The organism is Lysobacter enzymogenes (genome assembly GCF_017168095.1).
Lineage (GTDB): Bacteria > Pseudomonadota > Gammaproteobacteria > Xanthomonadales > Xanthomonadaceae > Lysobacter > Lysobacter enzymogenes_D.
Window position 1 is genome coordinate 1 of the sequence record NZ_LXSD01000399.1, and the last position, 13666, is coordinate 13666.

General features: G+C 70.7%; 10 protein-coding genes. 3 read left to right on the forward strand and 7 right to left on the reverse strand.

Annotated elements, in window-relative coordinates; genetic code table 11:
- Positions 1 to 408 precede the first annotated feature (408 nt).
- The 3 genes from A7A76_RS16590 to A7A76_RS16600 all read right to left on the reverse strand — a co-directional run bounded on the left by A7A76_RS16590 (position 409) and on the right by A7A76_RS16600 (position 5468).
- The gene (locus tag A7A76_RS16590) at positions 409 to 1185 is read right to left on the reverse strand and encodes a peptidoglycan DD-metalloendopeptidase family protein (protein ID WP_343225354.1); all 777 of its coding nucleotides are present in this window, start codon (positions 1183 to 1185) and stop codon (positions 409 to 411) included.
- A gap of 49 nt (positions 1186 to 1234) precedes the next feature.
- Positions 1235 to 3385, reverse strand: a complete 2151-nt coding sequence (locus A7A76_RS16595) for a SpoIID/LytB domain-containing protein (protein WP_206412236.1) — start codon at positions 3383 to 3385, stop codon at positions 1235 to 1237.
- 154 nt (positions 3386 to 3539) lie between these two features.
- Entirely contained in the window at positions 3540 to 5468 is a 1929-nt protein-coding gene (locus tag A7A76_RS16600; protein ID WP_206412237.1) for an N-acetylmuramoyl-L-alanine amidase, read from the reverse strand.
- A 452-nt stretch (positions 5469 to 5920) separates the two neighbouring features.
- On the opposite strand from A7A76_RS16600, the gene A7A76_RS16605 reads away from it, so the two are divergent.
- Positions 5921 to 8044 carry a hypothetical protein gene (locus tag A7A76_RS16605; RefSeq protein WP_206412238.1) on the forward strand — a complete coding sequence of 708 codons (2124 nt, stop codon included), beginning with the start codon at positions 5921 to 5923 and terminating at the stop codon, positions 8042 to 8044.
- Positions 8045 to 8237: 193 nt separating this feature from the next.
- Here the strand turns inward: A7A76_RS16605 and A7A76_RS16610 are convergent, their stop codons facing one another.
- From A7A76_RS16610 to A7A76_RS16620, 3 genes are all read right to left on the reverse strand, one after another.
- Positions 8238 to 9266 (reverse strand): aldo/keto reductase, encoded by a 1029-nt coding sequence (locus A7A76_RS16610; protein WP_206412239.1) that lies wholly within the window; start codon positions 9264 to 9266, stop codon positions 8238 to 8240.
- A gap of 411 nt (positions 9267 to 9677) precedes the next feature.
- The gene (locus A7A76_RS16615; RefSeq protein WP_206412240.1) at positions 9678 to 10844 is read right to left on the reverse strand and encodes a lactonase family protein; all 1167 of its coding nucleotides are present in this window, start codon (positions 10842 to 10844) and stop codon (positions 9678 to 9680) included.
- A 190-nt stretch (positions 10845 to 11034) separates the two neighbouring features.
- The gene (locus A7A76_RS16620) at positions 11035 to 11721 is read right to left on the reverse strand and encodes an SIMPL domain-containing protein (protein WP_206412241.1); all 687 of its coding nucleotides are present in this window, start codon (positions 11719 to 11721) and stop codon (positions 11035 to 11037) included.
- Positions 11722 to 11874: 153 nt separating this feature from the next.
- Between A7A76_RS16620 and A7A76_RS16625 the strand changes: the two genes are divergently transcribed.
- Together A7A76_RS16625 and A7A76_RS16630 are read left to right on the forward strand one after the other, a co-directional pair.
- On the forward strand, positions 11875 to 12129 hold the full coding sequence (locus A7A76_RS16625) for a DUF3297 family protein (RefSeq protein ID WP_206412242.1): 255 nt from the start codon (positions 11875 to 11877) through the stop codon (positions 12127 to 12129).
- Positions 12130 to 12365: 236 nt separating this feature from the next.
- The gene (locus tag A7A76_RS16630) at positions 12366 to 12842 is read left to right on the forward strand and encodes a DUF2165 family protein (protein WP_206412243.1); all 477 of its coding nucleotides are present in this window, start codon (positions 12366 to 12368) and stop codon (positions 12840 to 12842) included.
- 6 nt (positions 12843 to 12848) lie between these two features.
- On the opposite strand, the gene A7A76_RS16635 is transcribed toward A7A76_RS16630, so the two are convergent.
- Complete coding sequence (locus tag A7A76_RS16635) at positions 12849 to 13334, reverse strand: tetratricopeptide repeat protein (protein WP_206412244.1); 486 nt, start codon at positions 13332 to 13334, stop codon at positions 12849 to 12851.
- Positions 13335 to 13666: the final 332 nt, after the last annotated feature.

Here is a 13666-nt window from a genome sequence, read left to right on the forward strand (position 1 = left end):
GCGCGGCGACCGGCGCCGGCGCCGGCGCGGCACGATCGCGCCGGGCAACAAAGGCGCCGCCGGCCAGCGCGCCGAGCAGCGCCGAGACCGCGGCGATCGACAGGGCCTGCTTGAGGTTCATGCGGGGCGGGCGGGTGGGTGCATGAGGGCAGGATAGCGGCTGGACGGGGCGCGCGTTGCGCAAGCCGGGCGCTCGCTGAAAGCGAGATCAAAATGGGTTCCGGCTTGCGCCGGAATGACGGGGTGGCGGTGAGTGCGCTCGGTGGGCGCGGCTTGCAATGACGCAGCAGCGGTGGTCGACCTGCGCAGGTTCGGCTTTGCTTGCGCGACGCTGCGGTCGCAGCGGCCCGCCCCACGCCCCCACCGCGAACGCCCGCTTCGCACGAAGCGGGCGTCGCCTGGCGCCGCTCAGCAGTCCGGCGCGACCCGGCCGTCGGAGCCGGTGTAGGTGTAGGCGTCGGGAATGAAGCGGCCGCTGCCGATCCGGTTCCAGATGTTGCTGGTGCCGTAGGTGCCGGTCACCGAGGTGCCGGTGGTCTGGCACTGGATCGTCACCTTGGTGCCGTTGGCGAGGCTGTCGACGATCGAGTACGACGTGCCCGGCCCGGAGCGCACGTTCAACGGCGTGCCGTTGGTGCCGACCGTGCCCGACGCGCCGCCCCCGCCGCCGCAGGAGTTGCGGCTGGTGTAGCTGGCGCTGCCCCAGTAGGTGATCTGCGCGCCGTTGAACTTGATCTTCTGCGCCGCGCCGTTGAGGCGTTCTTCGAAGTGCAGGTGCGGGCCGGTGGAGCCGCCGGTGCTGCCGACGGTGCCGATGGACTTGCCGATCGCCACGCTCTGCCCGACCGAGACCGAGTAGCTGTTGAGGTGCGCGTACAGCGTGCTCCAGCCGCCGCCGTGGTCGATCACCACGTACTTGCCGTAGCTGGTGTCGCCGAGGTTGCGCACCACGCTGACGGTGCCGGCCGCGGCGGCGACGACGGTGTCGCCTTCGTCGTTGGCGCGGTTGAAGTCGACCGAGTTCTGCGGGTTGTGGTTGGTGCGGGTCTGGCCTTCCCAGACCTGGCCGCACGGGAACGGCATCTGGAAGGTCGGCGCGGCCTGGGCGGCGGTGCCGAACAGCGAGGCGAAGGCCAACAGCGCCAACGCGCTGCGGTTGCGGAAACGGTTGCCGGGTTCGATCACGGGCGTGACTCCAAGGTTGGGGCGCGGATGCGCGGCTGGGGAGACAAGGTCAATGCACGATCTGCACATCGTCGAGGTAGAGGTTGACGTCGAAGCTGGTCTGTTCGCGCAGCAGCCAGACCGCGTCCAGACGCACGCCGGCGGCGTCGATCTGGCCGTTGCCGGCGCCGGCCCAGGCGTTCCACTGCGCCGGGTCGTCGAGCGCCCATTCCAGGTAGGTCCATTGGTTGGCCGGTATCGCGCGCTCGATGCCGCGCTCGGTGCCGTCGCTGTCGTCGATGCTCAGCGAGGCGCGCAGGCCGCTGCCGCCAGCGTAGATCCACACGCCGACCTTGCCGCCGGCGCGCAGCAGTTCGACGTTGTTCGCCGGCGTGCCGCCGCCGGACAGCAGGCGCACCGCCCACGCGGTGGCGACGCCGGGATCGTCCTTCAGCAACACCCGCAACGAGCACGCGCCGTTGCGGCGGGTGGTGCAGTCGCGCTGCGCCAGCGAGGCGGTCGAGACGCCGACGGTGCTGCCGGAATAGGTCGGCGCGCTGTCGAAGCGGCCGACGCCGGTTTCGAAGTCCTCGAACACCACCGCGCCGGGGCCGGGGCCGGCGCCGTCGTTGGCGAGGTAGGCGTTGCGCTGGCCGCCGGGCGCGTTGTTGCCGTTGTAGTAGTGGTTGGCGATCCAGCGCCAGTCGCGGCCGTTGTACGCGGCCCAGCGCTGGGTGCCCCATTGGCTCATGCCGCGGCCGTGGCCGAAGCAGCCGCGGCCGCGGCCCACTTCGTCGGACAGGCACGGCCAGCCGTTGCGCGGCGAACCATTGCGGCCGTTGCCGCAGCTCAGGTCGGTGTTGACGCAGGACAGGCCGTCGGACGGGTCGTCCCAGGCGTTGTTCTCCGACGAGTATTCGCTGAACGCCGCGCTGGCGCCGTCGCGGGTCAGGACCACGCCGCGGGTGGCCGCGGCGGCGGCGAGCGTGGCCGCGACGCTGTCGCCGTCGAAGGCCTGGCACGAGGTGCTGGCGCAGATGTCGTAGCGGCTGTTGACCGGATGGGCGACGTAATAGGCGGCGTAGCTGCGGTAGGCGACCGCGCCGGCGGCGAGCGATTGCGGATTCCACGACGGGATCCATTCCTCGTCGAGGCCGCGGCCGACGTAGTCCTCGAACGCGTACACCGAGACCGAACTGCACGAGCGCCCGGAACAATTGGTGCCGACGCGGATGCTGGCCGGCACCGCCACATTCGCCGAGCGTTCGGCCAGCGCAGCGGCCCGCGCCACCGTGTCCGGGCGCGCTGGATCGAACGCATCGCCGGCGGCCGCGCGCGCGTCGGCCTGCGTCTGCGCGGCGTCGGCGGCGGACATCGGCCGCTGCCGGTCTTCGCGCAGGCGCGCGCGTTGCTGCACGTGGCGGCGGTCGCTGCGCGTCAGGCCTTGTCCGGGTTCGAGATCGACGATCAGCGCGCGCGCATCGTTGAGCAGCGGCAGGCCGGCGAGTTCGCGGCCGCGGTAGCCGGGCGCTTGAATCCGCAGGTCGATCGTGGCCGGCAGCGCCACGTCGTCGGCAGCGCGCGCGGCGGGCAGCCGCGCCTGCAGTTCGAAGCGGCCGTCGGCGTCGGTGGTCGCGCGGCCGTGTCGGCCGGCATGGACCGTCGCGCCGGCCAGCGGCCGGCCGCTGGCGGCGTCGAACACGCGGCCGGCGAATGCGGCGCAGCGCGCGCAGGCGGCGGCTTTCAGGGCGAGGCGGTCGAGCGCGTCGGACGATGCGCTCGGCGGCAGCCACACGGTCAGCGGCAGCAGCGGCGCGGCGTCGATGCGCAGGCGCGTGCTCAGCGTGCGGTGGCCGGCGGCGCCGATGCGCAGTTCGTAGTCGCCCGCGGCGAGCACGGCGTTGCTGGCGCCGCGCAGGGTCGGGTCGGCGGCGAGCGCGCGCACTCGCGCGGCGGCGTCGAGCGGAATCGCGCTGAGCCGGGCGTCGAGCGCGTGGCCGTCGACGCTGTCGCGCACGCGGATGCGCAGCAGGCGTTCGGACGAATCGGGCCCGGTTGCGGCGTGCGGTGGCGGCGCAGCGGATGCCGAGCGGATATCGGTGGCGGCGCGGTCGCGCAGCCATTGGGCGAACACGGCGGCGGCGAGCAGCAGCGCCAACGGCGCCAGCCAAGTGGGGGTGCGGCGCGGTGGACGCGGAGCGGAAGGCGGCGGTGCGGTCATGCGCGTTCTCCGGTGAGGGAGGGTCGGCCTCGGCGGAGCGGAAGGCGTCGGGCCTGAAGGCCCTCCCACAAGAGCAGTCGGCAGATTCCAGACATGGCGGCAAAGAACGCCGGCGCGCGGGCCGTTGCGGGATGGCGGCCCGCGCGCCGGGCGCTCAGTTCTTCACTTGCACGTCGTCCAGGTACAGGTTGACGTCGAACGAGGTCTGATCGCGGTAGAACCACACCGCGTCGAGCTTGACCGTGGCGGCGGTGATCGCGCCGTTGGCGCCGCCGACCCAGGCGTCCCATTGCGCGTCGTCGTCCAGGCGCCATTCCAGGTAAGTCCAGGCATTGGCCGGAATCGCGCGCGCCACCGAACGCTCGGTGCCGTCGCTGTCGTCGATGCCGATCGCCGCGCTCATGCCGCTGGCGCCGGTGTAGACCCAGAACCCGACCTTGCCGCCGGCGCGGGTCAGCGCCGCGTTGCTGCCGGGGTTGCCACCGCCGGACAGCAAGCGCACCGCCCACGCGCTGGAGCTGGCCGCATCGTCCTTCAGCAACACCCGCAGCGAGCACTCGCCGTTCTTGCGCGTGGTGCAGTTGCGCTCGGCGAGCGAAGCGGCGGAGATGCCGGTGGTGCTGCCCGAGTACGCCGGCGAGGTATCGAAGTGGCCGACCGTGCTCTCGAAGCTGTCGATCACGCTGCCGCCGGGCGTGCCCGGGTTGAGCAGGTTGTAGTAGCGCGCCCAATCCCAGTACTGCCCCGGGTCGGTGTGGGTCTGGCTGCTGTAGTGCTGGTGGCCTTTGACCTTGACGCTGGCCGGCAGCACGTTGATGCCGGTGCCGCCCGGGCCCTTGAACGCGCTGGCGCAGTTGATCGCGCCGTAGGTCGCGCAGAAGTGCCGGGTCAGCGCGGCCGAGGCGTTGTACATCGCCGCGGTGTACCAGCTCGAATTGGCGATGAAGCCTTCGTGCTCGATGCCCAGCGTGGTCTTGTTGTGCACGCCGACGTGATGGGCCGCGCGGTTCTCGCGCACCATCTGGGTGATCTGGCCATCGGAGCTGCGGATCAGATAGTGCGCGCTGACGCTGTAGGGATTGTTCTGGAACCAGGAGATGCTGCCGGCGTAGTAGCCCTCCATGGTGTGGATGGTCACCGAGTCGTAGGAGGTGCGGTCGGAGTGGTAAGGCGAAGCCACCCACAGCGCCGGGCCGTAGTCGGTACTCTTCTCCGCCGCCGCGGCCGCTTCGGCGCGCGAACCGGCCGGCGCGCGCAGGGTTTCCTCGCGCGGATCGATGCGCCAGCCGCCGTCGGCGCCGAAGGCTTCGACCGTGTCGGCGGCCGCGTCCAGGCGCACGAACGGCGCGCGCAGGCGCAGCAGCGCCGGCGCGTCGAACGCGCGTTCCCAGCGCACCGCGCGCTCGGGCACGACGATGCCGCGGTCGTTCACGCCCTTGTCCTGCGCCGAGAGCACGTCGAAGGCGAAGCTGGCGCGCGCGTGCGCTTGCAGCGCGCTCCTGGCCGCGCCGGGCGCGAAGCCGGCGTAGCGTTCCAGCGCGGCGCGGCTGGCTTCCAGCGGCGAGCGGGCATCGACGCCGTCGGCGCGCAGCTCGCGGTCGAGCAATGCGGCCGCGGCGAGGATGTTCAGCGCCGGCTCGCGCTGCACGCGCGGCGCCGGCACGCCGAGCAGGCGCGCGCCGTCGCCGACCTGATCGGCGAAGCCCTCGCCGTGGTACAGGCCCATGACGCCGTAAGCGCGCGGCATGTGCTGATGCGCAGCGCTCGCGCGCGGCGGCTGCAGGTTCTGCCAGCGCGTGGTAACGAAGGCCATCGCCTCCAGGGTGCCGCGCGGAATCGACGGGTAGCGCGCATACGCCTGCTGGAAATACAGCGTGTAGAGCTGGCGGTCGATCCGCGCCAGCGATTCCTCCAGGCGCAGGCGTTGCGCCAGGTCCGGATCTTGCCCTTGCGCCGCGGCGGCGGCGTGCGCCGCGGGCGCGGCGACGGCGCAGGCGGCGATCAGTGCGAACGGCAACAGCAACCACGAAGCGCGCGACGGCGCCGAGCGGCGCACAGGCCCGCTCACGGAATATTCGTTCATGTTGTTTATCCCCGAGAGAATTAAAAATTCCCGCGCCGCCCTTGTACTGCATTTGTTTGTCGCGCAAGTGCTGGCCGCCGCGGTTTGCGTCGCGGATGTCGCGTTCCGCGACGCTTATCACTTCGGGAATGGGTGGTGCGGCGAGTCCACGGCGCGGTGCGACGGCGCTTGGGTGCGGCGCGGCATGGGGCGAGAGCGGGGGTTGGGGGGTTAGGGCTTGGGAACTGGAGATTCGAACGGCGACGGGCCACGCAGCCTCCTGGTTTATGCGATCCGAGCGCGACCTCACCCGGACGAGGCAGAACCTCCCAGCCCTCAACGAATCCCCAGTTCCCCAACCCCCAACCCCGGCCCCACCCCCAGGGTTGCCCCCAGTTACGTGCCTGAACACCACTTCTTATCGTGACCGCCTGGGCGCATCGGGGCGCCCGATCGTCAACGAAGGATCAGTCATGAGCGCAATCGACGGCGTCAATTACCAGATGCTGCGCAACCTGCCTCCGGAAGACCGGCAGGCCATCCTGGACGCGGCCAAGACCCAGGCCGCGCCCGCGCCGGAGCCGCCGCCTCCGCCGCCGCCCCCGCCGCCTCCGCCCCCGCCGAAGGAGGCCAAGACGCCCGAAGAGGCGGTGCGCGCGATCCACGCGCTGCCGCTGCCGAAGAACAGCGACCTGTCTTCGAGCATGCCGTCGCAGGTCTACGATTCGATCTACGGCCCGCGCGTGACCGAGTTCAACACCACTCGCCGCACCGAGGCGCAGGCGGCGCTGGACCGGATGGAGCCCAAGCTCGAGGACTTCCGCAACAGCGGCCTCAACGGCGCCACCGCCAACTACGAATACCAGCAATCGCGCGACGCGTTCGACAGCAATCCTTATGTGAAGGAACTGCAGCGCATCGTCGGCGAGGCCACCGACAAGCCGGGCGACGTGCCGGCCTACCTCACGAATCAGGACGCGCCGGTCGGCGCCAGCGCGGTGTCCAACCTCAAGCTCGACAGCGTGCGCACCGCGCTGGACACGCTGGGCGTGAAGCTGCCCGACAACCCGAGCCCGGAGCAGATCGCCGCCGGCTATGAGTTGCTCGGCACGATGCCCAACGACGTGCTGTCGTACGCGATCAATCCCGGCATGTCGGTGAGCTATTCCACCCCGGTGATCGGCGCCAGCACGCCGTCGATGATCCCGGTGCGGGCCGAGGCGCAGGTCACCGTGGAAGGCAAGGTCGAACTGTCGGACGTGCAGACCGGCGTGGACTTCCAGCAGAACCAGCAGTTCAAGGCCTCGGTGCAGGTACAGGGCGAGACCGGCGTGGACGTGGGCAAGACGCCGCTCAACAAGCTGTACAAGTGGGGCGTGCGCCTGGGTGCGGTGTCCGACGAAACCAAGCACATGATCGAAAGCTCGCCGCTGCTCAAGAACGCGGTCAAGGGCTTGCCGGTGTCGGGCCACTACACCGAGTTCGAAGGCACCCGCCTGAGCTATGAGGCGACGGTGACGCCGCAGCAGGGCGCCAGGCTCGACCAGGGCGACATGAGCGCGATGCCGAGCCCGCTGGATCCGCTGGCGATGCCCGAAGGCACCTCGGTGCTGATGCGCGGGCAGAACCTGACCGGCTCGGACTTCGCCCTCAACTACAAGTTCATCGCCGGCATCGGCGGCACCCACACCGAACTCGACGGCGCCGGCTTCGGCGTGCGCAAGATGGAAGGCTCGGTGGTCGAGGTCTACGCCGGCCCGATGCAGACGGTGGAGAACGCGACCATGTTCGGCCTCGGCAAGGTCGGCACGCTGTCGGTCGGCCTGAGCGTGGAGACCAGTTCCGAGAACCGTTCGCTGCAGACCGCGCGCATCGACCTGTCCACGCAGGAAGGCCGCGACGCGTACCAGGCCTTCATGAGCGGCGGCAAGGTGCCCGACTGGAATCCGCCGGGCGTGCAGCGCTCGGGCACTACCGAGGTGTTCAACGCCGAACACGCCGCGCGCCTGGGCATCGACGCCGGCCCGATCTCGCTGGGCATCGGCAACAGCAGCCAGCTGACCATCACCCGCAACGTCTGGCAGGACGGCACGGTCGACCAGACCAACAGCTACCAGTCGATGGGCCAGACCACCGACGTGCAGTTCCAGGTCGGCGCCGACGGCAAGCCGGTCAAGGACTCCACCCAGTGGACCCTGGTGCTGCCCAACACCAGCGACGTCGCCGCGTCCTACTTCAACTCGTCGTACCACCCCGACCAGCTCAACAAGAAGTTCGACGGCGACCAGCACCTGCAGTTCGAGTTCACCGATTCGGATCTGCTGGCCCTGCGCGACCGCGCCCGCGAGAGCGTGGGCAATATCGGCGGCGATGAGCACGGCGGCGAGCGTCTGCGCGATCTCGACTCCGGCCGGGTGACGCCGTTCCCCAACGACGTGACCGAGCAGATCGCCATCGCCAAGACTCCGGACGAAGTGTTCGCCGCGATCTCGCGCAGCGGCCCGGCCGGCTGCGAGGATTTCGTGTCGATGATGATGTGGGGCGACCAGCGCAATACCGCGCTGCCTGGGACGTTCAAGATGAAGGACGCGGGCTGAGGTTCGGCGCACGCTCGCCAACGAAAACGCCCGGCTCGCGCCGGGCGTTTTCGTTTTCGCCGAAGCCCCTGTAGGAGCGACGCGAGTCGCGACCGCGACAACGCAACTACGACGAGGCTTGCGCCGCGAACGGATCGCCCGCGGTCGCGGCTTGCGCCGCTCCTACAGGGAGATCGCGCGACAAGGTCGCGGCTTAGACCGGCGCGGGATTGCGCTCGGCGAACCCGCTCTGGTGCCAGTACGGATAGGCCTTGTCGCGCGCGCTGGCCGCGTCCAGCCTGGCGACCTGCTCCGCGCTCAGGTTCCAGCCGACCGCACCGAGGTTCTGCTTGAGTTGCTCCTCGTTGCGCGCGCCGATCACCACCGTGGCCACCGTCGGCCGCTGCAGCAGCCAGTTCAGCGCGATCTGCGGCACGGTCTTGCCGGTTTCGGCGGCGATCTCGTCGAGCGCATCGACTACTCGATACAAGTATTCCTCGTCCACCGGCGGGCCCTTGTCGGCGGTGACGTGCAGGCGGCTGGTCTGCGGCAGCGGCTGGCCGCGGCGGATCTTGCCGGTCAGCCGGCCCCAGCCCAGCGGGCTCCACACCACCGCGCCGACGCCCTGATCCAGGCCCAGCGGCATCAGTTCCCATTCGTAGTCGCGGCCGATCAGCGAGTAATAGGCCTGATGGGCGACGTAGCGGCTCCAGCCGTAGCGTTCGGCCAACGCCAGCGACTTCATCAGGTGCCAGCCGGAGAAATTCGACACGCCCAGGTAGCGCAGCTTGCCGGCGCGGACCAGGTCGTCGAGGGTCGACAGGGTTTCTTCGGCCGGTGTGCGCGCGTCGAAGCCGTGCAGCTGGAACAGGTCGATGTAGTCGGTGCCCAGGCGCTTGAGCGCGGCGTCGACGCTGCGCAGCAGATGCTGGCGCGAGGAACCGACTTCGTTCTCGCCGTCGCCGAAGCGGAAGGTGGCCTTGGTCGAGATCAGATAGCTGTCGCGCGCGCGGCCCTTGAGCGCTTCGCCGAGGATCGATTCGGCGGCGCCGTGCGAATAGATGTCGGCGCTGTCGAACAGGTTGACGCCGGCGTCCAGCGCCACGTCGAGCAAGCGCCGCGCTTCGGCCACATCGGTCTGGCCCCAGGCCTTGAAGAAATCGCCCTGGCCGCCGAAGGTTCCGGTGCCGAAGCTCAGCACCGGCACGCGCAGGCCGGAGCGGCCGAGATAACGGTGTTCCATGCCGCAACTCCTGATTGAGGGGAGGCGGCCATTGCACGCCATCGCAGGCCTCGGCTCAACTGCGCGGGCGGGATGATGCGTTGCTGGGTGGGGTGGAACGTGGGCGCAGCCGAGCATCCTGGGCTTCATCGAAGCAGGACGCTGAAGTCTCTGGATCCCCGCCTTCGCGGGGATGACGGCTTGGAGCGGCGCGGTGAAACCGAATTACGGCGAAACCCACCTATCGTCATGCCCGCGAAGGCGGGCATCCAGGGCTTCATTGAGGCATGACTCTGAAGTCTCTGGATCCCCGCCTTCGCGGGGATGACGGCTGGAAAGAGACGCGGCTGAACCTGCCTATCGTCATGCCGCTACGGTCAAGCTTCGCCTCGGCGCCGCAAACGCCGCACGACCAGACCGCCGCAGCCGCCGCTACCGCCGCATCGGCACGAACTTCACATCCGACGGCGACACCATCGGCAAGGTCTGCACCGTTTCGCCGAGTTCGCCGCTGGCCGGGTCGCGCGCGATCACCGCCAGGTTGCCGCTGTGCTGGTTGGCCACCACCACGAAGCGTCCGTCCGGCGCCAGCACGAACTCGCGCGGGCCGCGGCCTTCGCTGGCGCGGCGCTGCAATGGGCGCAGGCGGCCGTCGCCGGGATCGACCGCGAACGCGGCGATGTGGTTGTCTTCCCCGCGATTGCTGACGTAGAGAAAACGCCCGTCGGCCGACAGATGCAGCGCCGCGGCGGCGTTGCCGTCGCGGCGGCCCGGGTCCAGCGGCAAGGTCTGCGTCGCGGTCAGCCGGCCGTCGTCGTGGTCGAGCACGACGATCTCGCCGCTCATCTCCAAGGTCAGGTACGCATGGCGCCCGTCGGCGGCGAACAGCAGATGGCGCGGCCCGCTGCCGGGCGGCAGTTCCAGCCACGGCGTCGGCGCGGCCTGCAACGGCCGCTCGGCGCTGCGCGCGGGATCGTAGCGATAGGCATAGACCTTGTCGGCGCCCAGGTCGGCGGCGAACACGTAGCGGCCGTCGGGCGATTGCGCCGCTGCGTGCACGTGCGGGCCGAGCTGGCGCTCGCGGTCGGCCTGGCTCGCGCGATGGCCGAGCAGTTGCACCGCCGCGCCGAGGCGACCGTCGGCGCCGACCGGCAACACCGCCAGACTGCCGCCCGGGCTCTGCGCGCCGGAGTAGTTCGACACGAACAGATAACGCCCGTCCAGGCTCGCCGCGGCGTGGGCGGGATCGTCGCCGAGCGTGTTGGCCTGCGACAGCCGCCGGCTGTGCGCCGCGCCGCGGCCGAGCGCGAAACTGCTGGCGCGGCCGACCGGGTCGGGCGAGGCCGGGCCGTTCTCGTTGACCGCGAACAGGTGCGCGCCGTCGGCCGAGAAGGTCAGCCACGACGGATTGTCGGTGGCGATGGTTTCCAGCGCGCGCGGATCGATCCGCCCGGCGGCCGCATCGAAACGGTAGCGGCCGATGCCCTGGCACTGCGCGCCGGTGTAACAGCCCACCAGCAGTTCGGTCGGTTCGGCGGCGTGCGCGGCGGCGGCGCTCATGATCAGGCTCCAGGCAAGCAGGGCGGAACGCAGGGACATCGGCGGCTCCGATAGGCGCGAACCAGCGATGCTGCCTCAATCGCGGCGATCGACCAAGCGCCGGGTTTGGCGTTCGGGCGGTCGAAGCGACCGGATCGGAGGGCATCGGGCCTGAAGGCCCTCCCACAAGATCGAGCTTCGGACCCGTGCTTGGTGGGAGGGCCTACAGGCCCGATGCCCTTAGATCCGCTCAGCGCGAGTATTCGAACTCCACCTCCGCCTGCGCCGTCACCTCGCCGCTGTGCACCGGCGCCTCGGCCGCGTAGTCGTAGGCGCGCGCGCCGTACTGCCGCGCGGTCGGCGTCTGCGGCAGCCACCACGGGCGCTCATCGAGGAACTTCACCGCGCGCGCGCCGCGCAATCGCCAGCCCAGTTCCTGCGCGGTCGCGCGGGCGCGGCGCTGCGCGTCTTGCAGCGCCAGCCGCTGCGCCTGTTCGGTGTACTCGGGCAAGCATTCCGACAGCGGCCGCAGCTCGAATTCGGCGACGCCGGCCTCGGCCAGCTCCTGCTGCAGCCGCGCCAGCTCGGCGTCGCCGCGCACGCGCACGAAGAAACGGCTGGAATAGTGCCACGCCGGCGCCTGCTCGCTGCCGCGCGAATGCAGCCGCGGCGCGTCCTGCGAGCGCTCGCCGAGCGCGCCGGCATGCGCGTCGACGACCCGCCGCACCGCCGCCAGCGCCGGTTCGAAACGCTCGCGCGCGGTCTTGGCGTCGGCGCCGTCGCCGGTCGCGGCGAAGGCCAGCTCGTAGAGGTCCGGCTGCCAGGCCACGCGGCCGAAACCGGCGACGCGGAAGCGTCCGCCGCTGTCCGCGCTGTGCGCCGCCGCGGCCGGCAGCGCCAGCCCCAACGCCAGAATCCAGGCCGCCGCCGTGTTCATGGGCCCTGCCCTCATGGATGAAGCCCTCATTCTAGGCCGGCCAGCCTGCGCCGCCGCGGCGCGGGCTGGGCCATGCCGGCGCTCGCGCGTATCCTAGGCGCCGCGCCGGCCGCGTCCGCGCCGGCGCGCAATCCTCACCGCACGAGCGCCACCATGACCGATACCCCGCCCGACCGCCTCTCCAACGATCCGCGCAGCCCGTTCTACGCCCCGTCCGTGCTCGAACGCGGCATCGGCATCCGCTTCAACGGCGTGGAGCGCAGCAACGTCGAGGAATACTGCATCAGCGAAGGCTGGGTGCGTCTGCCGGTGGGCAAGTCGCTCGACCGCCGCGGCAATCCGATGACGATGAAGCACAAGGGCACGGTCGAGGCCTATTACCTGACCGCCGCGCCCGAAGCCGAGTAAGCCTTTGCGGCAAGCGTAATCACGCGGGAGGGGCCCGGGGCCCGACGTCTTAGCTGCGCTGCCGCGATGGCCGGCAGTGCGAGCGTCGGGGCCCGGGCTCCTCCCGCGGCGTTTGCGGCCCGCGGGCGACCGCGCCGTGGTTTCGCCGCGCGATGTCCAAAACCGCGCGCCTGGATCGTCGAACCCAAGACACACGCCCGCGCCGCCGCGGGACGTTCGACCTCCAGGAGCCCGCCATGTCCCTCGCCCTCAGCCTCGCCGTGTTCAAGATCGTCCTGCTCGCCGGCCTGGCCGGCTGGCTCAGCCTGGTCGCGCTCAATAATCTGATCGCGTTCGGCAACGGCGCGTTCGCGCTCGGCCAGATCATGCGCATGGCGCCGCTGCAGCAGGCGCCGGCGATCCAGACGCCGCTGCTCGCACGCAAGGTCGAATCGGTGTTCTGGCACCGCGCGGTGCTGGCCGTGGTGCTCGCCGCCGAAATCGTCAGCGCCTTGCTGTTGTGGGCGGCCGCGGCCGGCTTCGCCGGGCTCGCGGCCGAGCCGGCGGCGTGGGCGAACCTGGCCCTGGCCGCGTTCATGGCCACCTGTTTCCTGATGCTGATCGGCGGCAGCTGGTTCGCTTACTACATCCGCCAGGACAACGTGCAGTTGCTGCACTTCGTCCTGATCGGCGTGGCCGCGGCGGCGATGCTGGCGGTGAATTTGCGCGGCTGACGCGGCTCAGGCCGCGGCGTCGGCGCGCCAGCGGCCGAGCAGGCGGCGCATGTCGGCGGCCAGCTCCGGCACCGGCTGCGGCAGGCGCTGGGCCGCTTCGATCAGCGCGCACGCGCCCGCGGTGTCGCCGCCGGCGGCCGCGTGCAAGGCGCGGGCGTAGTCGCCCAGCGGCGCCGGCGCGTCCAGCACCGGTTGCAGCCACTCGCGCGCATCGCCGGCGGTGTCGCGCATCAGCAGCAACTGGGCCAACTGGAACCGCGCCACCACGAACTGCGGCACCCGCGCCAGCACCGCGCGCAGGCGCTCTTCGGCGCGCTCGTACAGCCCGAGCTGGGCGTGCTGGATCGCCAGCAGATACTGCGCGTGCAGATTGCCCGGATCGCATTCGAGCACCTGCTGCAACAGCCGCACGGCTTCGACATCGCGCGCGTCGGCGATGGCGGCGTGGGCGCGCTTGAGCAGCGCCGGCAGGTCGGGACTGGGTTCGGGCATACGACGTGTAAGGCGGCGGGAGTGCATCGCCGATCCGACCGCACGCTCCCCTGCGCGCGGTTGCGGATTCGGGGCAGTCATTGTGCCGTGGCGGCGAGCGAGGAAAAACGACTTGCGTCATAACGAGACGAAGGCCGCCCCGACGATGCCGTTCCGACGCGGCATGGCTCCCCCACGCCAAGAAAGCCGCACTCCCCGTTTGCTATCGCTGTTGCTGTTGTTGCTGCCTTGGCTCCCCCCGCCGTCCCAAACTCGCCACAGGCAAATGCAGACCCGAAGGGCGGCGCGCAGGACGCGCGCCGTGCGCCACCCAGGCCATGGATGGCCTGTGT

Bases quoted from the DNA above. Each gene is read 5' to 3' on its own strand.
- A7A76_RS16595 (WP_206412236.1), bottom strand. From the start codon at position 3,385: ATGACCGCACCGCCGCCTTCCGCTCCGCGTCCACCGCGCCGCACCCCC.
- A7A76_RS16600 (WP_206412237.1), bottom strand. From the start codon at position 5,468: ATGAACGAATATTCCGTGAGCGGGCCTGTGCGCCGCTCGGCGCCGTCG.
- A7A76_RS16605 (WP_206412238.1), top strand. From the start codon at position 5,921: ATGAGCGCAATCGACGGCGTCAATTACCAGATGCTGCGCAACCTGCCT.
- A7A76_RS16610 (WP_206412239.1), bottom strand. From the start codon at position 9,266: ATGGAACACCGTTATCTCGGCCGCTCCGGCCTGCGCGTGCCGGTGCTG.
- A7A76_RS16615 (WP_206412240.1), bottom strand. From the start codon at position 10,844: ATGTCCCTGCGTTCCGCCCTGCTTGCCTGGAGCCTGATCATGAGCGCC.
- A7A76_RS16620 (WP_206412241.1), bottom strand. From the start codon at position 11,721: ATGAACACGGCGGCGGCCTGGATTCTGGCGTTGGGGCTGGCGCTGCCG.
- A7A76_RS16625 (WP_206412242.1), top strand. From the start codon at position 11,875: ATGACCGATACCCCGCCCGACCGCCTCTCCAACGATCCGCGCAGCCCG.
- A7A76_RS16630 (WP_206412243.1), top strand. From the start codon at position 12,366: ATGTCCCTCGCCCTCAGCCTCGCCGTGTTCAAGATCGTCCTGCTCGCC.
- A7A76_RS16635 (WP_206412244.1), bottom strand. From the start codon at position 13,334: ATGCCCGAACCCAGTCCCGACCTGCCGGCGCTGCTCAAGCGCGCCCAC.